The organism is Longimicrobiales bacterium (assembly GCA_028823235.1).
In the GTDB taxonomy this organism is placed as follows: domain Bacteria; phylum Gemmatimonadota; class Gemmatimonadetes; order Longimicrobiales; family Gaopeijiaceae; genus UBA2589.
In genome coordinates, this window is record JAPKBW010000008.1 from 44,135 (window position 1) to 66,465 (window position 22,331).

20 protein-coding genes are annotated in these 22,331 nt (G+C 59.9%); 1 reads left to right on the top strand and 19 read right to left on the bottom strand.

The window, feature by feature from the left end; translation table 11 throughout:
- Positions 1–137 precede the first annotated feature (137 nt).
- Positions 138–1,751: a S41 family peptidase gene (locus OSA81_06390; GenBank protein ID MDE0898626.1), complete on the top strand. Its 1,614-nt coding sequence runs from the start codon at positions 138–140 to the stop codon at positions 1,749–1,751.
- Between the two features lie 11 nt (positions 1,752–1,762).
- Here OSA81_06390 and xerD read toward each other — a convergent pair whose 3' ends face one another.
- The 19 genes from xerD to nuoL all read right to left on the bottom strand — a co-directional run bounded on the left by xerD (position 1,763) and on the right by nuoL (position 22,330).
- A complete protein-coding gene (gene xerD / locus OSA81_06395) occupies positions 1,763–2,662 on the bottom strand; it encodes a site-specific tyrosine recombinase XerD (GenBank protein MDE0898627.1) in 900 nt (299 codons plus the stop codon).
- A complete protein-coding gene (locus OSA81_06400; protein MDE0898628.1) occupies positions 2,655–3,266 on the bottom strand; it encodes a DedA family protein in 612 nt (203 codons plus the stop codon). Before OSA81_06400 ends, xerD begins: the two co-directional genes overlap by 8 nt.
- Before the next feature lie 24 nt (positions 3,267–3,290).
- Positions 3,291–3,770, bottom strand: a complete 480-nt coding sequence (ispF, locus tag OSA81_06405) for a 2-C-methyl-D-erythritol 2,4-cyclodiphosphate synthase (GenBank protein MDE0898629.1) — start codon at positions 3,768–3,770, stop codon at positions 3,291–3,293.
- A gap of 16 nt (positions 3,771–3,786) precedes the next feature.
- The gene (gene fabF, locus OSA81_06410) at positions 3,787–5,043 is read right to left on the bottom strand and encodes a beta-ketoacyl-ACP synthase II (GenBank protein MDE0898630.1); all 1,257 of its coding nucleotides are present in this window, start codon (positions 5,041–5,043) and stop codon (positions 3,787–3,789) included.
- 48 nt (positions 5,044–5,091) lie between these two features.
- On the bottom strand, positions 5,092–5,334 hold the full coding sequence (locus OSA81_06415) for an acyl carrier protein (GenBank protein ID MDE0898631.1): 243 nt from the start codon (positions 5,332–5,334) through the stop codon (positions 5,092–5,094).
- A 65-nt stretch (positions 5,335–5,399) separates the two neighbouring features.
- Positions 5,400–6,143, bottom strand: coding sequence for a 3-oxoacyl-[acyl-carrier-protein] reductase (gene fabG / locus OSA81_06420; GenBank protein ID MDE0898632.1), 744 nt, complete (start codon positions 6,141–6,143; stop codon positions 5,400–5,402).
- A gap of 506 nt (positions 6,144–6,649) precedes the next feature.
- Positions 6,650–7,645 carry a ketoacyl-ACP synthase III gene (locus OSA81_06425; protein ID MDE0898633.1) on the bottom strand — a complete coding sequence of 332 codons (996 nt, stop codon included), beginning with the start codon at positions 7,643–7,645 and terminating at the stop codon, positions 6,650–6,652.
- Positions 7,642–8,616 carry a phosphate acyltransferase PlsX gene (gene plsX, locus OSA81_06430; GenBank protein ID MDE0898634.1) on the bottom strand — a complete coding sequence of 325 codons (975 nt, stop codon included), beginning with the start codon at positions 8,614–8,616 and terminating at the stop codon, positions 7,642–7,644. Before plsX ends, OSA81_06425 begins: the two co-directional genes overlap by 4 nt.
- Positions 8,617–8,701: 85 nt before the next feature.
- Entirely contained in the window at positions 8,702–8,884 is a 183-nt protein-coding gene (gene rpmF, locus OSA81_06435) for a 50S ribosomal protein L32 (protein MDE0898635.1), read from the bottom strand.
- 4 nt (positions 8,885–8,888) lie between these two features.
- Complete coding sequence (locus OSA81_06440) at positions 8,889–9,401, bottom strand: DUF177 domain-containing protein (protein ID MDE0898636.1); 513 nt, start codon at positions 9,399–9,401, stop codon at positions 8,889–8,891.
- Between the two features lie 50 nt (positions 9,402–9,451).
- Complete coding sequence (gene ndk, locus OSA81_06445) at positions 9,452–9,880, bottom strand: nucleoside-diphosphate kinase (protein ID MDE0898637.1); 429 nt, start codon at positions 9,878–9,880, stop codon at positions 9,452–9,454.
- Positions 9,877–10,326, bottom strand: coding sequence for a CBS domain-containing protein (locus OSA81_06450; protein MDE0898638.1), 450 nt, complete (start codon positions 10,324–10,326; stop codon positions 9,877–9,879). Before OSA81_06450 ends, ndk begins: the two co-directional genes overlap by 4 nt.
- A 62-nt stretch (positions 10,327–10,388) precedes the next feature.
- Positions 10,389–11,273: a succinate--CoA ligase subunit alpha gene (gene sucD, locus OSA81_06455; protein ID MDE0898639.1), complete on the bottom strand. Its 885-nt coding sequence runs from the start codon at positions 11,271–11,273 to the stop codon at positions 10,389–10,391.
- Between the two features lie 8 nt (positions 11,274–11,281).
- Positions 11,282–12,415 (bottom strand): ADP-forming succinate--CoA ligase subunit beta, encoded by a 1,134-nt coding sequence (gene sucC, locus OSA81_06460; GenBank protein MDE0898640.1) that lies wholly within the window; start codon positions 12,413–12,415, stop codon positions 11,282–11,284.
- A gap of 165 nt (positions 12,416–12,580) precedes the next feature.
- The gene (locus tag OSA81_06465; GenBank protein ID MDE0898641.1) at positions 12,581–15,373 is read right to left on the bottom strand and encodes a UPF0182 family protein; all 2,793 of its coding nucleotides are present in this window, start codon (positions 15,371–15,373) and stop codon (positions 12,581–12,583) included.
- 57 nt (positions 15,374–15,430) lie between these two features.
- Positions 15,431–16,798 carry a phosphomannomutase/phosphoglucomutase gene (locus OSA81_06470; GenBank protein MDE0898642.1) on the bottom strand — a complete coding sequence of 456 codons (1,368 nt, stop codon included), beginning with the start codon at positions 16,796–16,798 and terminating at the stop codon, positions 15,431–15,433.
- A gap of 136 nt (positions 16,799–16,934) precedes the next feature.
- Positions 16,935–18,470 (bottom strand): NADH-quinone oxidoreductase subunit N, encoded by a 1,536-nt coding sequence (locus OSA81_06475; protein ID MDE0898643.1) that lies wholly within the window; start codon positions 18,468–18,470, stop codon positions 16,935–16,937.
- Positions 18,471–18,481: 11 nt separating this feature from the next.
- Positions 18,482–20,155, bottom strand: coding sequence for an NADH-quinone oxidoreductase subunit M (locus OSA81_06480; GenBank protein MDE0898644.1), 1,674 nt, complete (start codon positions 20,153–20,155; stop codon positions 18,482–18,484).
- 12 nt (positions 20,156–20,167) lie between these two features.
- Positions 20,168–22,330 carry an NADH-quinone oxidoreductase subunit L gene (nuoL, locus tag OSA81_06485; GenBank protein MDE0898645.1) on the bottom strand — a complete coding sequence of 721 codons (2,163 nt, stop codon included), beginning with the start codon at positions 22,328–22,330 and terminating at the stop codon, positions 20,168–20,170.
- Position 22,331: the final 1 nt, after the last annotated feature.

Below are 22,331 nucleotides of genomic sequence, written 5' to 3' on the forward strand. Positions count from 1 at the left end.
TGGCATTCGGTCCTTTCGCTCTGTTCGACGGAGGTGAAAGATACGAGTTCGTCCGTGTCAGTGCAGGTCACGGAACGACCCCGGCCGAAGCGGGGTTAAAAAACTTGCCTACAAATCGTCGACATGAAGGGCGCTGGATGATCAAGCGACTCGCCGCATCCGTCACATTTGCCTTCTTATTCACTACGGGAGCCGTCACCGCGCAGAGTGTCCCTGACTTTACGCGCCCGATGGGCGAGGGTCCGCCAGAGGTGGAGGTTCTCGTGAGCGCGGTCGACGCGATCTCCAGTATGCACATGGAGTCGTTCAGTGATTCCCTCCTTTGGGAGGGGGCAATCGACGGCCTTATCGAGGCCCTCGACGATCCGTATGCGGAGCTCTTTACGCCGCAGGACGCAGAGGAATGGGAAGAGGACACCACCGGGAATTACTCGGGCATCGGTCTTCAGATCACGCTGTTGAACGACGAGATCACGGTAACAGCGGTCTTCCGAGGGTTCCCTGCGAGTGAGCACGGGCTGGCTGTCGGCGACGTCATCGTCGGGGTCAACGCCTACGACGCGACTGACTGGGATACCGGTATGGCCGCGGATACCATCCGTGGCCCTGTTGGCACCAGTGTTGAGGTGCACATCAAGCGCTTGGGGTATGAGCAGCCGATCACCTATGACATCACTCGTGCCGCGGTTCACGTGCCGGCTGTGACCTGGGGCATTCTTGAAGAGGACATTGGGTACGTCATCATGGACCGAGTGGCTCGCAACGCCGCCCGGGAGATGAACGAGGCGCTCGCGGAGCTCGAGGGCCGCAAGGGACTGATTATCGATCTTCGTCGGAATCCCGGGGGCTTCCTCAACGAGTCCCTCATGCTCGCAGATCTCTTTCTGCCGACCGGTTCTACGCTGGCGAGTACCGTCCAACGCGCGCCTGGGGGCAGTGCCGAAACGCCCGAAACGGAATCGTACGGAGACCGTTGGCCGCAACTCGTGCCTGACCTCCCGATTGTGATTCTCGTTGATGAGTTCACAGCCTCCGGTGCTGAAATTCTGGCCGGTGCGCTCCAAGACTATGATCGTGCGATTGTCCTAGGCCAGCGGACCTTCGGAAAGGGCGTTGTTCAGACCGTAATGGATCTTCCGTACGGCCGGAAACTGCGATTCACTACGGGATCATGGCTCACGCCGCTCGGACGGTCTTTGCAGCGTCCGCGAGACCGTCAGATGGTCCCGCTCGAAGAGGATCTCGATAACGCGCCACGCATTCAGTCCGGCGAGGGTCGTGAATTGATCAACGCAGGCGGGGTTTTTCCGGATCTCGAGATCCAGGACGACACGCTAAAGACCACCGAACAGGACTTCATCCGTGCCTCGAACGAAGCCCAGTTCCCACTGGGGCTCAGGATTGCCGAGGCAGGACTCGCGACGGCGACAGTTCGCCGGGCAGCAAACGAGGGGCCGGGAATTACCGATTCAGAATTCGAGGACTTTCTGACTTCCCTTGTCGATGAAGGGCTCGAAGGCTCACTACTAGAAAGTGATGACGTTAATGCCTATTTGCGGTGGCGCATGCACATGTCGACCGCCCAGCGAATGGATGACATCGCGGTCGAGGCACGCTTCCGCGCGGAGCGGGATCCTGTGCTGACCGAGGCGATCCAGCTGCTCCTCAATGCTCAGTCGCAGAGTGATCTAATCCAGGCCGTTGACGCCGCGCCGGGTGCAACACAGGCCCCTGGGTCAGGCGGCAGGTAGCGCCGGACTCTTTATGCTCGCGGGTGAAACCTGCGGTGCAGATCACGCAGATATGCGCGATTCAAGTGGGTGTAGATCTGCGTGGTTGAGATGTCTGCGTGGCCCAGCAGTTCTTGGACGGCCGCGAGATCGGCGCCTCCCTCGACCAGATGCGTCGCGAACGTATGCCTCAAGGTGTGGGGTGAGACTTTCCGCGTGATTCCCGCACGTCGAGCGGAGTCTCGTACGATCGCCCAGACAGACTCTCGTCGGATCGGACGTCCGCGGGCGTTGAGGAATACGAGCCCCGCCCCTTGCCCCTGATCGAGGCCCGGCCGAACTAGAGCAAAGTATCGCTCAAGGGCGCGACGTGCGGGTCCACCGATCGGCACGAGGCGTTCCTTGGACCCCTTACCGAATACCACTGCAAACCCCTCCTCGAGGTCGACCGATGCGATCGGAAGTTCCGTGAGTTCCGAGACGCGAACTCCGGTGGCGTAGAGGAATTCCAAGATCGCGCGATCTCTCCAGTACACCGCCTTGGTTTCATCCGGTGCGTCGAGAAGGCGGTCCGTCTCTTCCGGGCTCAGGAAGTCCGGTAATGACCGGGCTACCCTCGGTGAATCGAGTCGGTCGGTCGGGTCCGCCGAGATCGCCCCTTCAGCCAACAGGAAGCCGAAATAGGTCCGCACGGCAGACTGGGCTCGTCGTATCGACGTAGCGGCAAGGCCTTCGTCCTTCAACGCGAACACCCACGCTCGCAACGCCGCAACGCTGACCGACCCCGGCTCCGAGATCCCCTGCTCCGTCATGGATGCGAGCCACCGGTTGAGGTCTCGCCGATACGCCGAGACGGTGCGCTCGGACAGCCCCCGCTCAAAGGTCAGATAGTCGTGGAATTGCTCCATTCGGAAGGCTCGCAATTCACTCATCTGGATGCCTGCGGGTCCGCATCCACCACCACGCGCCCAGGAAACAAATAATCACGGCGAAGCCTGCCAGGACTCGATTCACTCCATCGAGTTGTCTTGCCAGTGAGTCCAGGTTCTGTCCCGCCATCGAGCCCAGCGAGACGAGTCCGCCATACCAGATCGCGGATGCCGCAGCGACGGGGACGGCGACGCGGATCCACGGCTGATGTGTCGCCCCGGCGAATACCGGAACGACGGCACGGACGCCGGGAAGGAAGCGTGACCCAAAGATGGCCAGCATCCCCCACTGCTCGTAAAACCGGCCAATTCGCTCCATCTGGTGGGGGCGAAAAATGTGGCACCCTGGTCCGCGCTGGAAGAACGTCGGGCCGTGCGAATGGGCGATGCGGTAGACAACAAGTGCGCCCGCTACGTTAAACGCCCACGTCCCGCCTGCAACCCAGCGCACGTCGAGGTCGCCTGCTCCCGCGAGGAATCCCCCCAGTGCTACGAAGGTGTCTGCGGGAATCATCGGTAGGATGTTCTCGATCGCCGCCCCCCCGAACAGGACCAAGTATACGAGTACATCGGGCAGCTGATTCATCCACGCGATGAAATCAGCCACGCCGTTCCTCCCGGTGCGTATCGATCAGCGTTGAACGAGAGCGACCGCGTGAACCACGAGGCCCTCGCTCGCACCGATCCACCCCATGCCTTCGTTCGTCTTGCCCTTGATCGAAATGCATGTCGACTCGATTCCAATCGCCTTCGCGAGTCGGGCCGCCATCTGCTCCCGGTGCGGGCCGATCTTCGGTGTCTCGCATACGACGGTGGCGTCCACGTTCACGACATACCACCCCGCCTGCGCGATAACCTCGCTGGCGCGCCTCAGGAGCCCGATAGAGTCGGCACCCTTCCATGTGTCGTCCGAGGGCGGGAAATGACTCCCCACGTCACCCGCTCCCGCCGCACCCAGAATCGCATCAATCAAAGCGTGCGCCAAAGCGTCCCCGTCCGAATGGCCAGCCAGGCCGGCGTGATCAGGGATCGTCACTCCACCAAGCACGAGCGGGCGCGCAACGTCGAACCGGTGCGAATCGTAGCCTGTGCCGACTCGGATATCCGTCATCGGCAGCCAGTCCCCCCTATTCCCAGGCTCGGAGCGCCAGGCAAACGTTGTGCCCGCCAAAGCCGAACGAATTCGTCAGAGCCAGTCCGACAGGGCGTTCGATCATGCCCCCGTGTGCGTACTCGAGGTCACATGCCGGGTCCGGCTCAGAGAAGTTGATCGTCGGTGGAATTTTTCCAGTCCGGCAAACCATCAAGGAAGCGATCGCCTCGAGGGCCCCTGCAGCGCCCAGAAGATGCCCTGTCATGGACTTCGTCGACCCGACTACGATGTTGGACGCGTGGTCCCCAAGAACTGCCTTGATTGCCTCAGTTTCAATCGCATCAGCCATCGTCGAAGTTCCGTGGGCGTTGACGTAATCAACATCATCAGCCGTGGCGCCTGCGTACTTGAGGGCCATTCGCATCGCAGCTTGAGCCCCATCCCCTCCCGGCGGTGGCGCTGTGATGTGATGCGCATCCGCGCTCAGTCCGTACCCAACCAATTCACCCAGGATGTTCGCGCCGCGCGACTCAGCGTGGTCTAGCGACTCGAGCACAACGGCACCCCCACCCTCTCCCATGACGAATCCGTCCCGGTCGCCTGAGAAGGGTCGACTGGCTCCGGCTGGATCTTCGTTCCGAGTAGACATTGCCTTCATCGAGGAGAATCCGGCGAAGGTCATGGGGGTAATGGTCGCCTCAGCTCCACCCGCGATCATCGCGTCCGCGTCACCATGGCGTATGTGCCGCATTGCGTCTCCGATAGCGTGCGCAGAGGACGCACACGCTGACACGGTGGCGTAGTTCGGACCCTTGAGGCCCCAACGAATCGAGATCAGCCCGGCAGAGATATCCGGGATGAACATCGGAATGAAGAACGGGCTGACACGACCCGGGCCGCCCTCGATCAGTTTCCGATGCTGCTGCTCAAACGTGGAAATACCACCAATGCCGCTGCCAAAAATCACACCAAACCGTTCTGGGTCCGTCCCGGACGGCAGAGTCTCAAGCCCTGCGTCCTCCAGGGCCTGCGCCGACGCTGCGACGGCGAACTGAGACACTCGATCGTGTCTCCTGACCTCCTTCCGGTCCAGGTAGTCGAGGGGGTCAAACCCCTTCACCTCGCACCCGATGCGACAGGCGAAGTCGTCGGTTGCATCAAAATGTGTGATCGGCCCCCCGCCACTTACTCCGGCGAGCAGGTTCGACCACGTAGTCTCAAGGTCGCCACCGACGGGAGAAACCGCGCCCATCCCGGTGATGACGACCCGCTTCGCGGATACGTTACCCATCGTCATGTCCTGCTTTTGAAAACCCTGGAGAACTGTTGCTCCGGAGAACTACTCCGGTGCGTTCTCCTTGAGGTACTTGATCGCATCGCCAACGGTACGCATCTGCTCGGCGTCCTCGTCGGGGATATCGATGCCGAACTCTTCCTCAAACGCCATGACCAGCTCGACCGTGTCGAGCGAATCCGCCCCTAGATCCTCAACGAATGCAGCCTCGTCAGTCACCTTCTCGGCCTCGACCCCGAGCTCATTGATGATGATCTCACGGACCCTCGCGTCGTTGGGCTCGCTCATGTGTGCTTCCTCCTGGCAATATGAATTTCGCGCGGTGCGTAATGACAAATGACGGTGCCGCAAGACTACATCACCATCCCGCCGTCTACCGCCAATACTTGGCCGGTAATGTAGCGCGCACCGGGCCCTACGAGAAACCGCACAACCCTAGCAATATCATCAGGTTGACCCAAGGCGCCCAGTGGGATCTGCGCCAGAAGCGCTTCAACCTGAGACTCGGTGAGTTCATCGGTCATGCTGGTCTTGATGAAGCCCGGTGCGATGGCGTTGCAACGCACGCCCCGGGAGCCCAATTCCTTCGCGACACTCTTGGTCAGCCCGACCATTCCGGCCTTCGAAGCGGCGTAGTTTGCCTGGCCTGCGTTGCCAGTGAGTCCGACCACGGAGGTAATATTGATGATTGAGCCGTCCCGCCTCTTCATCATTCCTCGTGTTACCGCGCGAATGAAGTTAAAGGAACCCTTGAGGTTGGCAGCGATTACTTCATCGAATTCCTCATCCTTCATCCGCATGAGGAGGTTGTCTCGTGTTATTCCGGCGTTGTTCACCAGAATCCCCACGACGCCTTGTGACTCCTCAACAGCCTTGAGTGTAACTCCGACCTGCCCCGGGTCCGCGACATCACATGCGTAGCCGGCGTGCCCGACCCCGGGAAGCTCTTTCGCAGCCGCCTGCGCGTTCGCGCCTCCTCGTCCGACGACCGCCACACGAGCTCCACCCTCAGCGAGTGACTGTGCGATGGCCCGACCGATGCCCCTCGAGCCGCCGGTGACTAGAGCGACAGACCCTTCAAGTTCTCTTGTGCTCACGTTCAGGCCTCCAGGCCGTCGAAGTCGTCAGGTTCCCGTCGTGCAATGCGGAGGATTCCCTCGGAGTTTCTGCGATTCAGTCCGCTCAGGACCTTGGTAGTCCAATTTCCATAACGCGATCGACTCTGGCATCCACCATAGTCGCGACCAAGCCGCTCCATTGAGTGGGAGAGGTTAGCAGCATGATGAGCATGTCTCTTACTGCGGCGCCAGTCACAACGAGTGCAGTCGCGACGTTCGAGACCAACGAAAATGCTCGGGTGTGGAAGTCTATGCTCAGCTAGATGAGCACGAAGGCTATCTGCCGGCGGCGTCATGAGTGCCGATTGAAAGGCGCCCGAACCCTTGAGCAGAATCGCCCGCTTGGCCCTACTGGCTTCAGTGGCTTCCTCCTCGAGGACCGCGGCAGCCTTTGACTGACCTCGCGCAAGAGCCTGAGTCATGACGTTGTATAGAGGTCCGTGCCCAAGTGAGAACAGTGCGAGAGACATTATGTCGGGACGAGCCTACAGGCGAAGCGTCATTGCTCCCCACGTCAGCCCAGCCCCAAATGCGACCGTGAGGATATTCGAACCAGGGCCGGCTCGGCCTTGCTCAATTGCTTCGTCCAGCGCGATCGGGACGGTCGCAGAACTCATGTTGCCATACTTGTTCACATTAACGAACACCTTCTCCATCGGGATGCCCGAGTACTTTGCGGTGGCTTCGATAATTCGGATGTTGGCCTGATGCGGCACCAGTAGATCGATGTCATCAGCCGTCATGCCGGCCTTCTGTAGCGCGAGATCGCATGCCTCCGCCATGTTTCGGACCGCACTCTTGAAGATTTCACGACCCAGCATCTTCATGAGGTGACGGCCTTCGTCGAGCACACTCTGACTGACCGGATCGACGGCCCCTCCACCGGGTCGATATAGTAGATCCGCCAGATTTCCATCAGATTGGAGATGGGAAGATAGAATTCCGCGCCCCGAGCCATTCGATCGTTTGACGACCGCAGCGCCCGCGCCATCTCCGAACAGCACGGCTGTCGTACGATCCGTCCAGTCGATGATCGCGCTCATCTTTTCCGCAGCGATGACTAGTGCGACATCGCCGCGGCCCGCCGCGAGGTACCCTTCGGCCATGCTCAACGCATAGATGTGTCCCGTGCAGGCCGCTTGGATATCGAAAGCGAAGGCGTTGTTGCATTCGAGGAGGGGCTGCATGTCACACGCGGTGGAGGGCAGCCATCGATCGGGCGTCGCAGTCGAGACGATGAGTAGGTCGACCTCGCCCGGATGCACGCCTGCCCGTTCCATAGCCTGACGGCCGGCAGCACTCCCCATTTGCGCCGTGGTAAGCCCCTTCGGAGCGATTCGACGTTCGCTGATGCCGGTGCGCGTCCGGATCCATTCATCGGACGTATCCATTTGCTTCGCGAGGTCAGCGTTGGTCACCACATTGTCCGGGAGAAAACGGCCGGTGGCGACGATTTCTACGATTGGGGTCGGTGTGTTCATGGCTTCAAATCCTCAACACTGTGTTGGACCAATCCGGCCCGGACGGCTCGTGCGGCGACCGCCAGCGCGTTCCGAATTGCTTTTGGCGGAGAACTGCCGTGACAGATAATGGATACGCCTCCCAAGCCTAGTAGGGGTGCTCCACCATACTCGGCATAATCGAGGACCCGGAAGACATGGTCCAAGTCCAGTTTCTGATCTTTGGCCTCGCCAATCTCGTCGCGCAAGAGACCTACGATGTGTTCGGCGACCGATTCATAGAACTTCAGCAGGATGTTCCCAACGAATCCGTCACAGACGATCACATCGCACTCTCCCTGCACGATGTCTCGGCCTTCAACGTTCCCAATGAAATTGATGCCATCCACACTGAGAAGAGCCTGGTATGTCTCAACCGTCAGGACACTTCCCTTGCTGGGCTCCACGCCGATATTGAGCAATCCCACTCTTGGATTTGTATAGCCCATCGCGTCACGGGCGTACACGCTCCCGAGATGAGCAAACTGCACGAGATGGTGGGATTTGCACCCGATGTTGGCACCGGCATCCAGCAGAAGACAGAGCTCGCCGGCGGTTGGTAGTAGCGCACCAACGGGTGGGCGATCCACACCAGGAAGAGGCCGAAGTGTAAACAGCGAGGCTGCCATGACCGCTCCGGTGGAGCCTGCGCTGACGAAAGCGTCTGCTTCCCCGGCCTTGTGCAATTTCAGGCCCACCGCGATCGACGAATCGGGCTTTCGGCGAATTACTGATGCGGGCGAGTCCTCGGGTGAGACGCGGTCCGGTGCATGATGTACACGGATACCCGTCGGGACGTCGTCGTACGTTGCTAGTTCTGCGCGGATCAGTCCTTCGTCGCCCACGAGTATGATTTCGGCGTCAGCTGCTGACTCCTGGAGTGCCTGAATGGCCCCCGCGACCTCAGGTCGCGGGGCGTGGTCGGTACCCATCGCGTCCAGTGCTATACGCAAGGCGGTACTCCGCGTCCGGGGCTCAGCGATGATCCTTCGGAGGAAATGCGTCGGTCATCCTGCCGACATTCCGAAGAAGCTCGAATCAGTCCAGGTCGATTTTGAGAACGGGTTCGCCCTTGTAGTGCCCACAACTCGGGCAGACACGGTGCGGAATCTTGTTATCACCACACTTGGGGCACGCGTGGACGGTTACGCCCTCGGCCTTGATATGGGTGCGCCGCTTCCGCTTGCGCTGCTTCGACGTGCGTTTCTTTGGTACGGCCATCGTTTCACTCGCTCTTCAAATTCCGGAGAGCACCCCATCTAGGGTCGACCTTCTCCTCTGTGCAGTCGCACGAACCTTCGTTCAGGTTCGTACCGCACATGGGACAAAGCCCTTGGCAATCCGGTTTGCAAACTGCGTATGGATTCATGGCGAGAATCACTTCCTCTCGCACCGCTTCACTCACATCAAGTTCGGAGCCCTTCGGGTCCAACAAATACGCTCCGGTGTCCTCGTCATCAGTTTCTGACTCCTCGCTCTGAAACACGAGAGTGAGCCCCCCCGCAAACTGCGATTCCACTGGCTGAAGACAGCGCGTGCACTCTAGGTGGAGCGCGCCTCGGACCCTGCCTCTGACCACGACCTGACCCGTTCCAGCGAGCGTCGCCTCCAACTGCACATCAACGTCACTCGCCCAACGGATTCTCGTCTCACTCCACAGTCCGTCATCCGCTGCGACACTGGCCGCAAAGCTAACGGACCCCTCTCGGTCCAACAGCCCAAGGTCAACTTTGAGCATAGTCGTAAAAGCTAGTAATAACCCGTTGAAAGTCTAGGGAAATCCGGGCGTCAGGAGCCCTGGATCCCCAGCTGTTCGTGGGTCGGGAAAAAGAATTCGATCTCAATTGTAGCGTTCTCATCGGAATCCGATGCGTGGATCGCGTTTCGCCCCTTCGATTCCGCGTAGAGTTTCCGGACGGTTCCCTCTTCCGCTTCAGCCGGATCCGTTGCCCCGATCGCTCCGCGAAGCTTCGTAACCGCATCATCTGCCTCAAGCACCATGGGAATGACTGGACCTGAGGTCATGAACTCAACCAGTTCGTCGTAGAACGGTCGGCCTTGGTGGACTGCGTAAAACGCCCCGGCCTGGGCCTGGCTCAGTATCGTCAGGCGGAGTGCACGAACTGTGAAGCCCCTGCCCTCCAGATGAGCGAGAACCTTTCCCGCCTTGCCCGAGCCTACGGCGTCGGGCTTAATGATTGCCAATGTAAGGCTCATGAAATACCTGTTGGTTCGTCGTTGTCAGATGATACTGCGTGCATCGCCTTCAGGATTGAATCACGCGTAACCAGCCCAATGAGCTCTCCATCGCGAACGACGGGAAGCTGCTCGACATTTCGGTCCACCATCTTCCGGGCGGCGTCGCCGAGCGTCTGTGTCTCTGACACGCACAGCACTGAGCGCGTCATGACATCACGAGCCGCCATCGGTCCGTCTGTCCCCATCTTATAGGTTGGCGCCTCTTTGAGTATGTGACTCAGGGCATCACCCGTCGTGATGACACCCAAGACCTCATAGCGCTCTCCGACCACCGGCAGCGCACGAATTCCTCTTCGAACCATGAGGCCGATTACCTCGGAAAGCGGTGTGTCCGCGTAGACCCGGAACTGCGCCGGCTCCACGGCATGCTCCACGAGAAGCGTTTCATTGATGAGTGCTTCCATTCTGACCTTCCTCAGTCCCCAGCGCCTAGTGCGACCGATCCTCGGGGTGCCCGTGCCCTTACCTATGCGAGGGCTTCCTGAATCAGGCCCACGATATCGGCAGGCCGCTTCGCGACCGAAATGCCGTTGTCCTCAAAAGCCTTCATTTTCTCTTCAGCGGTTCCTGAGGATCCACTGATGATCGCACCGGCGTGCCCCATCTGGCGGCCTGGAGGTGCCGTCTGACCTGCAATAAAACCGACCACCGGCTTGGACATATTTGCCTTCACCCACGCAGCTGCCTCTTGTTCGTCGGTGCCACCAATCTCGCCGATCATTACGACCGCCGACGTGTCCCCGTCCGCTTCGAAGGCTTCGAGACAATCTATGAAGTTCGTCCCAATCAGCGGATCACCACCAATACCCACACAGGTGCTCTGACCCAGCCCGACGTTGCTCAACTGAAAGACTGCCTCGTACGTCAGCGTCCCCGACCGCGACACCACGCCTATCGGTCCCTCGGCTGTAATTTGTGCCGGCAGGATGCCAACCTTCGACTTCCCTGGCGACAAAAGGCCTGGGCAGTTCGGCCCTAGAATTCGGACTCCCTTGTCCCGGGCGAACGCGTGTGCGCGTGCCATGTCCAGCACCGGCACGCCCTCGGTGATCGCGACCACGAGTGCCACGCCTGAGTCGACGGCTTCGAGAATGGCATTCGCCGCGAATGCCGGCGGCACATAGATGACCGAAGTGTTCGCACCAGTCTGTGCAACCGCCTCGTCCATCGAGTTGAAAATCGGAGCTGTTTTGCCGCCCGGGCCTTCAAACGTCTGACCGCCCTTCCCCGGGGTGACACCAGCGACGACCTGCGTCCCGTACTCCATCATCTGGCGGGTGTGGAACGAGCCGTCGCGGCCGGTAATGCCCTGAACGACGAGTCGGGTATCGGAATCAATAAAGATGGCCATGGTTTCGCCTATGCCTTCGCTAGCTCGACGGCCTTTTCTACGACGTCGTCCATCGACGTGTAGGCCGAAAAGCCTGCTTCTTCGAGGATTTTCAAGCCGAGCTCTTCGTTCGTTCCCGTCAGACGGATCACGATGGGCGGCTTGATGTCGATACGTTTCGTGGCCGCCACGATTCCGTTGGCGACATCGTCGCAGCGGGTGATCCCACCGAAGATGTTGAAGAGAATCGACTTCACGTTCGGGTCGGACGTGATGATCTCGAGCGCGGAGACAACCTTGTCCGGATTCGATGACCCGCCGATGTCCAGAAAATTGGCCGGTTCGCCCCCGTAGTACTTCACGAGATCCATCGTCGCCATTGCCAGCCCTGCACCGTTTACGCAACACCCTACATCACCGTCGAGCTTCACGTAGGACAGCCCCGCCTCGCGAGCGATCCGTTCGGACGCAGGCTCGGCTGAAAGATCACGCATGGCAGCGACCGCGGGACGCCGAAACAGCTCGTTTCCGTCGATGGTCATCTTTGCATCGATGGCCTTGATATCACCCGCGGGTGTTGTGATGAGGGGGTTGATTTCCGTCATCGAGGCGCCGGAGTCCACGAAGGAGTCATAGAGCTGCGCGATGACCTTGGTGGCCTTCTTGATGTGCGCCGGATCTTCGTAGAGGAAATTTGCCAGCCAGAAAGCCTGATGCGGAAGCAGCCCGTATCTCGGGTCGACCGCGAGCTTACGGATCGCATCGGGATTCGTGTGGGCGACTTCCTCGATGTCCACTCCGCCTTCAGGTGACACCATGAACGTGGCCGACTGGCGCTTTCGGTCGATCAAGACACCAACGTAGGCCTCCGACTCGATATCCTCGGCTGGCGTGACGAGCACCTTTTCCACCGTCAGGCCGTTGATGTCCATACCGAGGATGTTGGTTGCATGTTCACGCGCTTCTGCGGCGTTGTTGCAGTACTTCACTCCGCCGGCCTTACCGCGGCCTCCAGAATGGACCTGAGCCTTCACCATCACAGCGCACGCGTACTCATTCGCGATAGACTCGGCCTGGTCGGGGGTCGTCGCGATCTGCCCGGGAGGCACCGGGATGCCGGCCAGGGCGAAACACTCTTTCGCCTGATATTCGTGGATATCCATGCGGTCTCTGTGAGTATACGAGAAAGGGTCGGTTCGGCCGGCGGCCTGGCCCGGAGAGCACAAAAAGCTACCAGAGGCCTGAGGGGTGATCAACGCCAGCCCCAAGGCGGAAGCTCTATAGCAGAAGGGTCGTGCGAAACGGGAGAACCGTTCGTCTGTCGCGTCTCAGCGGTTCACTCCTTGGAACTGCTGCAACAGCAACCGCAGTTCTTCCAGGGCCTGACCGTACCCTTCCCAGTCCCCTTCTCGGGCACGGGCCTCGGCACGCTCGAGAAGCGTGAGCGCTTCGGCCGGCCAGGCTTCCGGGTTGCCGGACACGGCATCGCCCGAAAAGTCGGCCCCGACAGGAGTCGCCGAATCTTGCGTGAAGATTTCCCTGCCAGCGAGTTGCGCTACCGCTGCCGACAGCGACTCCGTCATTACGACTCCGCTCCCATCACTCACTACGAAGCGAGCAAGGTCGGGAATTGCATCTTCCTCGGCCGCGAGGAAAATGGGTTCCATGTACAGGAGCCGGTTCCCCACAGGCACTGCGTGCAAATGCCCTGTCCAGACTTCACTGCCGCCGTTTCGCCAGAGTGAGAACTGTTGGGAGATCACGGGGTCCTGTTCCACCAGCGCTTCGACCTGGCGTGGGCCCATGACCTGGTCCGCAACAGGTACATCCAGGAGGATCGTCTCCGGTACCCCGTCTTCGTCTGTCCGCGCAACCATGATCGCAGTCAGGTTCTCTCGACCGGCCGGGACGAAGACGGTCGAAAGCTGGAATCGGGCGGATTCCTCCCCGGGAAGGCGATAGATCCCGTACTCAGGCACGTACGGCACGGGGTTCGCCGTGCTCGAGAGTTCCTGAGGTGCGCCCCACACATCCTGCTGGCCATGGAATGTGGCGGCCGTCTCCTGATGGTATTGCAGAAGCACGCGACTCTGCAGATCCATGAGGCTTCGGGGATATCTCAGGTGGGCTCGGAGTCTGGCCGGCATGGCTGACATATCCTGCATCAATCCCGGATAGGCTTGGGCATAGGCGTCCGCTAGCGGATCCTCAATCGGGACGCGGTAGAAGTTGATATCACCCGTTACCGCATCGACGGTGACCTTCACACTGTTCCGTATATAGCTCACCCGCCTCCGGACGGTGCCGAAGTCCTGATCTGCTGACAGCGGATAAGCGAGTGAGCCTGTAAAACCCTCGAGGATCCATACGATTCGTCCCCCTTCCACGACGGGATAGGGTCGCTCCGGGAAACGCAGAAAGGGTGCGATCGCCTGAGCGCGCTGGGTCACACGACGGCGATGAATCAGGCGACTCTCATCGGAGAGTTCCGCGGAAAACAGGAGGTTGATGTCCCTAAAGCGCCAGGCAAGGAGAGCGGTCCGGATGCCCGACGAGAGAGAGATGCCTCCGGGAAAGTCGATGGCTGCGACGCCGATCGTCGAGTCCGGAGCCAGAAATTGGTCGGGACCAGGCGTGACGATCGCGTACTCTCCCTGAGGCCTCGTACCGAAAAAAATGTCTGGACGTTCGATTTCGAGGCCCTGCAACCCTGTGGCACCTGCATCGAATTCTGGGGGAATTCCGTTGACGAGCATCTGGGGACGCCCTGCCCGGGTGCGCGTCGCGGCTAGGCTGGCTACGGCACCCGCGCCCGCTACGTATCGCTGGCGCAGATGGAGGTTCTGCCAGTTCCGGTCGGGAATGCCTCCCGTATTGATCTGACGGACAGAGATGGAAATGGGCACGGGTCCGTCGGGCGTGTCATATCGGTCGATCGAAACCCCGTCGAAGTCGTAGTACCCGAACCGGGCCTCGACTTCCTCGTAGGTCGTCAACAGCGGCCCGGAGGTACCTGACCCCCAAACGGGGAGCCCTGCGAACTGTCGTTCCGCTTCTTCCCAGTCGACTGGAGCGGCCCCGTCATAGCTGAACGAGTCACGGGCCATGTCCTGCAGGCCGTACGCGTCTCTGGTGAAGTCCAGGCTGTACTCAATGTACGGCGTCTCACGCACGAGCTCGTTCGGTTCCACCCGGAAACTCTGGATGAGCGACGGTAAGAGGTTGCCGATCACGATCGTCCCGAACATCACCGCCCCGAATGAGGCGATGACCGGCCAGGGACGATTCTTCCACGCGCCCCACATCGTGGCGACGGCCGCTGCCAAGCTGATAACAGTCAACGTCTGCATGGCGGGAAGGCGCGCCTGCGCGTCCGCGTACCCGAAGATGCCCTGTACGTCAGAGTTCCCGCCCAGAAGTAGGCCGTAGCGACCCAGCCAGAGCTGCGCGGCAAGCAGCGCGAAGAATGCGGCAAGAATTCCGCCAAGGTGAAGGCGTGCGATGCCATGAGCCCGGAGTCGACCGTTGATCCAAGTCACCGTACCGGTCGCGGCGTACCCTGCCGTGGCGAGCGTGAATACGAGGAATGCGATGATCAGGGCGTACGTGATCCCACCTGCCAGGACAGGATACCAGAAGACGTAGAACCCGATGTCTTTGCCGAGTACCGGATCTACTGTGCCCCACGGCGATGAAGAAATCGCCAAAAGCAACTGCCGGCCGATACTCGGCGAGACAGAAGTGCCAAACCACAGGCCGATGGTGGCGGCAGCGGACAACATCGCGAACAATACGTATCGCTTCGGTAGTTGTTTCGAAATTTCCAGATTCGCGAATTTCCGGCGAATCTGGAGCTCATTTAGTGTGGTCGACACGATTCGCAGATTCACGAATACGAGCGCCCCGACCATGATCCCAACTAGCACGCGGACCCCCGCTTCCCAGGCGAGTCGCCGCCAAAACACAGGCAGGTAGCCGGATTGCCCTTGCCAAAGGACTTCGACGTAGAGCGAAGTCAGGCCACGCCCGAGCGCTGCCAGGATCCCGATCGTGAGGAGGACCGTGATGAGCAGTCTGCCGCCACGCAGCGTGGCAAGCAGGTCAGTTGATTTAGCGGCCATTACGGGCGCAATCCTGGGCCGAACATCATAGGGGTACCGAAAGCAGACGAAAGTGGATTAGGGAAGGGAAACGTCGTACTGGGAGAGCCATTCCGCGACCTCAGAACGAATTTCATCGAGTCGCTCCTGCGTACGAGCCTCGAAGCGAGCAACGATTACCGGCTGCGTGTTCGAGGTGCGTAGCAGCGCCCATCCGTCGTCGAACTGCACGCGCGCACCATCGACCTCAATGACGTCGTGCGTCGTTTTGTAGTGCGTGACAGCCTTCTCAACGATGTTCCATTTCTGCTCTTCCGTGACGTCGATCCGAATTTCGGCCGTGGACACGTACTTCGGGAATCTATCGACCATCTCGGCGAGCGATCGTTCGGTATGGCTGAGCAGGGAGATCAAACGACAGGCATCGTACAGCGCGTCATCAAAGCCGAAGTAGTCGTCCGCTACCATGATATGACCAGAAAGCTCGCCTGCGAGAAGCGCACCGGTCTCCTTCATTTTGACCTTTTGCAACGAGTGGCCGGTCTTCCACATGATGGGCTCACCCCCAGCCGCCTCGAACACTTCGGGTAACGCCTGACTGCACTTCACGTCGAATACGAGCTTTTGACCCGGGCCATGCTTCTTCAGTAGATCGAGCCCGAAGATCAGCAGGATGAGGTCCCCTCGTACGATGTCGCCGTTCGCGTCCACGGCTCCGATGCGGTCCGCATCTCCATCGAAAGCGACGCCGAGGTCATGAGGCGTCTCGCAGACGGTGCGAATGATGTCCTCGAGATTCTCATCAACCGTTGGATCCGGGTGGTGGTTGGGGAACGTGCCGTCGGATTCACAGAACAACGGCGTGATCTCCACACCTAGCGCCGCGAAAAGCTGCTCAGCCACTAGAGCGCCGCTCCCGTTTCCACAGTCCACGGCAACCTTCATCGGCCGTCCGAGTGTGAATCGGCCAGCGATGTCGTCGACGTACCTGTCCAAGACTTCAATGGCCTCGACGTCACCGGCACCTGAGTCGATGTCAGCAGATTGAATGCGCTGAAGCAGGCCCTGAATCGCGTCACCGTAGAGCGCCGCGCGACGGCATGTCATCTTGATGCCGTTCCACTCGGGTGGATTGTGTGATCCGGTGATCTGGACTGCGGCGTCGGTTTCGTAGATGAACTCAGCCCAATAGAGGACCGGGGTTGGCACCATTCCGATGTCGAGAACATCTGCTCCAGCCGCCCGAATCCCGGCGATCATTCCTGCAGCCAGCCCCGGTGAGGAAGAACGATTGTCGTGGCCGACTGCGATACGTGGCCGCCCAAGTCCCGTTTCTGCTCTGACGTGGGACGCGAGGGCGCGCCCCACCGCCTCGGTCACAGTCTCGTCGAGGTCCTGGCCCACAATGCCGCGGATGTCGTACTGCCGGAAGATCTGTGGATTCATTGTGTTGGTTCGGTGGTGACGGGAAGGAATACTCCGCCTAGACGCCCGGCCTCGATCGCGCGAAGTGCGCGGGCCTACCAAAACATAGAGGCGGGTACCGCCGGTTCGAGAACTCTGCCCCCCGAACCAGTAGTGACTATTGCCCCAACCCGAGCATGGTCCCGCTCATTGCGCCGAGGCCCTCTACGCTGCTCTTGGCGAAGTCCAGCGCTGGACCAGGGAAGAAACCCAGGTAAACCACCACGAAAACTGAGGCGATCAGGGCGACGCGCATCGGGAACGGCACCACAAACAGGTTGTGCTGATCTTCGCTGGCGGAGCGTTTCATCCACATGAACCAGGCGAGCCGCAAATAGTACCAGTACGATGCGATGGTGGAGAGTACGAGGACGACCGACAGGTACCAGAGCTGTGCATCCGCCGCGCCTTGCAGTAGGTACATCTTGCCCATGAAGCCACCCGTTCCCGGGAAGCCCGCGAGCGAGAGCAGGAAGATCGTGAGGATGACGCCCATCACCGGCTGTGCCCAACCGAATCCGGCGTAGTCCTCGATCTGGAGCCGCTCCTCACCGTGCTGCGCCACGGCGATCACGATCGCAAAAGCGCCGATATTCATGATCGTATAGACTAACAGGTAGAACAGGAGCGCGGCCGCCGCGGTCTCGTTCGCCGCTGTGATCGCGACGAGGAGATACCCGCCATGCGCGATGCTAGAATAGGCCAGCATCCGCTTCACGTTCGATTGCACGAGTGCGATCAGGTTGGCGCTGATCATCGTGATGGCAGCAAGCCACCACATGATCGGATACCAGGAATCGTAGGCTCCGTCGAAGCCGACGAAAAACACCCTGAGAAACGCGACGAAAGCCGCAGCCTTCACCGCCGCTGACATCCAAGCCGTGACGGGTGCAGGTGCGCCTTCGTACACATCTGGCGTCCACATGTGGAACGGTACTGCCGACACCTTGAAGCCAAAGCCGACCGTCAGGAACGCGATACCGATCGTGAGGAGTGTGCCAGTTCCCGCACCCGACGAAACACTCTGGCCGATGGCGGCAATGTTCGTGCTCCCTGTGGCGCCGTACACGAGCGCAATTCCGTACAGAAAGAATCCGGTCGAGAAAGCTCCGAGCAGGAAGTACTTGAGGCCCGCCTCCGCCGACTTCCTGTCCCTCCGATTGAAGGCAGCCAATGCGTACACCGCGATCGACATGACCTCGAGACCGAGGAAGATGACGATTAGGTCACGCGCGCCGGCCATGAACATCATCCCTGCCGTGGCGAGCAGGATCAGGCCGTAGAATTCACCGGCCTGCAGCCGCTGCCGATACACATAGGCGAAAGAGACCAGAATGGTGAGAGCGGCCGCCACAAGGAAAATCCAGTTAGCGAAGAGTCGGAACCCATCGATGGCGATCATCGAGGTCCGGCCGACTTCGGTGACCCCGTAAAGCCATCCGTTCGCAAGAGCTGCAAGCAGGACCCCCGCGAGGGCTAGCCAACCGAGATCGGCGGCCCCACCAAAGCTCGGGTCATTCGAATCTTGTTCCATTCCCGGCTTGTGCTTCCCGGATACGCCGGCAACGAGCACACCCATCCCCCACACGCAGAGGATCACCTCCGGCATGAGCGCGAAAAAAAAGTGGAGCTGACGGCTGAAGTCTAGTTCCATGGTGATTCGGCCTATTCGTCGCCGTCGGCGATGACATCTGCTGCGTCATCGCTCGTGGGATCTGCAGTCGGGTCGTCGGACACTGCGTTCGCATCGGACGAGCCCATTTCAATGAGGGCGGAAGTGGTTTCGCCCGGGAGGTCGAGGCCCTGCTCTTCAAGAAGCGACACCTGGGCGTTGGCTGACTCGACCCGCTCGATCACGGCGCGCACGCTGGGCTCCATGCGTTCGAGAACCGGGGTCGGATTCCAGCCGAGGATGATCATGAGGGCACAAAGAGGCGCGAGGATGACCATCTCTCGCCGGCTGAGGTCTTCGATCTTCCGATTCTCTTCCGACTCAAGCTTGTTGAAGAAAACCGTCTGCACCATCGGTAGCATGTAGTAAGCTGCGAAGATCACGCCCGTGGTCGCGAGAAAAGCCAGCACCGGGTGCGTTTCGAAGGCACCGAGCAGCACGAGGAACTCACCAACGAATCCGCTGGTCCCCGGCAGGCCGATGGATGCGAGTGCCGTGATCAGGAAGGCTGTTGCAAACCAGGGAGCGACGCGGGCGATACCACCGAATTCGGATATCGTCCTCGTATGCCTGCGCTCATACAACATGCCGAGCAATAGAAACAAGGCACCCGTGCTGATTCCGTGAGAGATCATGACGAGCAAGCCGCCCTGTAGACCGTTCACAGTCAGCGCGAATATCCCAAGCACGACGAACCCCATGTGGGCTACAGACGTGTAGGCTACCAGTTTCTTCGCATCCGGCTGGACAGCTGCGACCCAAGCCGTATAGAGGATTCCGATGACCGCGAGCACCATCATAGTCGTCACGACCGTGGGGTGCTGCGCCGCGAGCGGGAAGAGCGGGAGTAGGAACCGGAGAAATCCATATGTCCCCATTTTCAGCAATACAGCTGCCAGAATAACGGACCCAGGGGTCGGCGCTTCGACGTGGGCGTCAGGCAGCCATGTGTGAAAAGGGAATAGTGGGACCTTTACGCTGAAAGCCAATGCGAAGGCGGCAAAGAGCCACAGTTGCTCCGTGCCAGTGAGTGGTACCTGGAGAAGGTCCGCGTAGGCGAAGGTAGGGAAACCAAGGAGCGTCTTGGCCTTCCAGAAAAGGAAGAGGATCCCGACCAGCATCAGCAATGAGCCGAAGGCCGTGTAGAGGAAGAACTTGATGGCCGCGTAGATCCGGCGGTCACCGCCCCATACACCGATCATGAAGTACATCGGCACGAGGGTAAGCTCGAAGAATACGTAGAACAGGAATACGTCTGTCGCCGAGAAGACACCTATGACGGCGGCTTCGAGCAGGAGCATGAGTGCGTAAAAAGCACGCTGCTTCTCGCCGATGTAGTTGAACGAACCCAGGATCGCGATGGAGGTGCTGAACGTCGTCAGCATCACCATGAACAGGCTGATCCCGTCGATACCCAGTGAGTAGTTCACACCCCACCCTAAAATCCAGGAGGTGGAACTCTCCATCTGCATGCCCACGTGTGCCGGGTCGAAAGCCCACCACAACCCAAGGCTTAGCACGAAGACCCCGATGGACCACCAGAACGCGACGGTCTTCGCCTGGCCTTCTTCAGCCCACAGGACGAGACCGATGCCGAGAACCGGAAGCCAGATCAGCGCGTGAAGTGCCCAGCCCGCGTATCCGATCGAATCAAGTAGTGAAGTCATGGTCAGCGTCCCCTAAAACAGGCTGGCGCCGAGGACGAACAACACCCCAACGGTGAGGATGAACGCATAGGTGTTAACGGATCCTGTCTGGAACATGCTCACGGCCCACCCAATCCCCTTCGCCAACCACCCGACTGCGTTCACAGTGCCGTCGATGATGCCCGCGTCGATGACCTTCCAGCAGAACCGGGAGGCAGAGATGATCGGCTGGACGACAAAGCGATCGTATGCCTCGTCCACGTAGTATTTATTGTAAAGGAGTGCACTGATTCCGGTGAGTTCGGTCTTGTCTTGAGCGGCCGGGACAATCTCCTGCTTCCCGACGAACAGGATCGAGAGGAAGACCACGACGCCGGCGGCGACCGTGGAAATCACTGCCCAGACCACTTCTCCACCTCCAAACGGCGCACTCTCAGACACACTGCCAAGATTCACTTCCTGGATGTGATGGGCCTGAGCGGTGAGCGGCTCGAGCCAGTGATGCAGCCACTCGGTCATCGGAAGAAAGCCCATACCGCCGAGGAACGAGTTCTGAATCGCCTCGGGGACGTTGATCCACCCGCCGAAAATCGAAAGCACGGCGAGGATCGCGAGCGGGATCCACATGACTGGCGGGGCCCCATGCAGGTGCTTGGCCTCTTCTTCGCCTGTACGGTTCGTTCCGTGGAAAGTCATGACCATCATGCGGGTCATGTAGAACGCGGTCAGCATCGCGGCAGCGAGAGCAAGAATCCAATAGACCGTATAGAGGGTTGGATATGGGGCGTTCGCTGCGCCACCAAAGGCTGCGGTCTGCCAGATAATTTCATCTTTCGAGAAAAATCCGGCAAACGGCCAGATGCCGGCGATCGCGAATGTCGCGATCCACATTGTGGTCCATGTGATGGGCAAGAAGACCTTGAGCCCACCCATGTTGCGCATGTCCTGTGCGTCTTCGTGGTTGTGCGTGTTGTGATACGCCTCATGCATTGAGTGAATCACAGCACCAGCCCCCATGAATAGAAGCGCCTTGAAGAAGGCGTGGGTCATGAGGTGGAAGACGCCCGCGGTGTACGCTCCCACTCCCACGGCGATGAACATGAATCCGAGCTGCGAGACCGTAGAGTAGGCAAGAACCTTCTTGATATCGTTCTGCTTGAGCGCGATGGTCGCCGCAAACAGCGCAGTCAGAACACCGATTCCTGCGACCACGGCACTCGTAACAGGCGAAAGTGCGAACAGCACCGACGACCGGACCACGAGATAGACGCCTGCGGTGACCATTGTCGCCGCGTGGATCAGGGCTGAGACCGGAGTCGGGCCTGCCATCGCGTCGGGCAGCCAGACGTACAACGGCATCTGCGCACTCTTTCCGACCGCGCCCAGGAAGAAGAAGAGCGTGATCGCCGTGACCAGACCACCCGCATACTCGAGTGTTTGTGCCTCATGGAAGACCTGGATGAAGTCGACCGTGCCGAACGCTTTGTACAGCAAGAACATCGCGATGAGGAAGCCGACGTCGCCGATGCGATTTACGATGAACGCCTTCTTGCCGGCGTCCGCCTTTTCCCGGTCACTGAACCAATAGCCGATCAGGAGATAGGAACAGAGCCCCACTCCTTCCCAGCCGACGAACATCAGCGCGTAGCTAGATCCCATGACGAGGACGAGCATGAAGAAGACGAAAAGATTCAGATATGCGAAATACCGCGGATATCCGGAATCTTCCTTCATGTAGCCGACGCTAAAGATGTGAATCAGCGTTCCGACGCCCGTGACGACCATCATCATGATAATCGAGAGCTGATCGAGCTGGATCGCGGCGTTCACCGTGAAAGTGCCTGTGGCGATCCAGGTCCAATACTCAATGACCACAGGTGCTTCGAGGTGTGCCCCCAGCATCCGCGTGAAGTTCACGGCGGTGATCAGGAAGGCCAGCGCCATGACACCGGGGCCGATCCATGTGGGAAGCGTGTGCGTCGCAGGCCTCGACGACGAGTCTCCGAGGTCGAGTTCCCCACCGGCACGCACCGCATTTGCGGAGTCGCGGCCGTGCTGAAGGGCGAGCCACCCATTGGCCAGAAAGCCGAGTAGTGGCAACAAGATCACGAAGCCCGGGAAGAAAGGCTCGAAATGCGCGCCCTCGCCCGCGGCCTGTCCGCCTCCCTGCAGAAGGGCGATCAGCGAAGTCGTCATG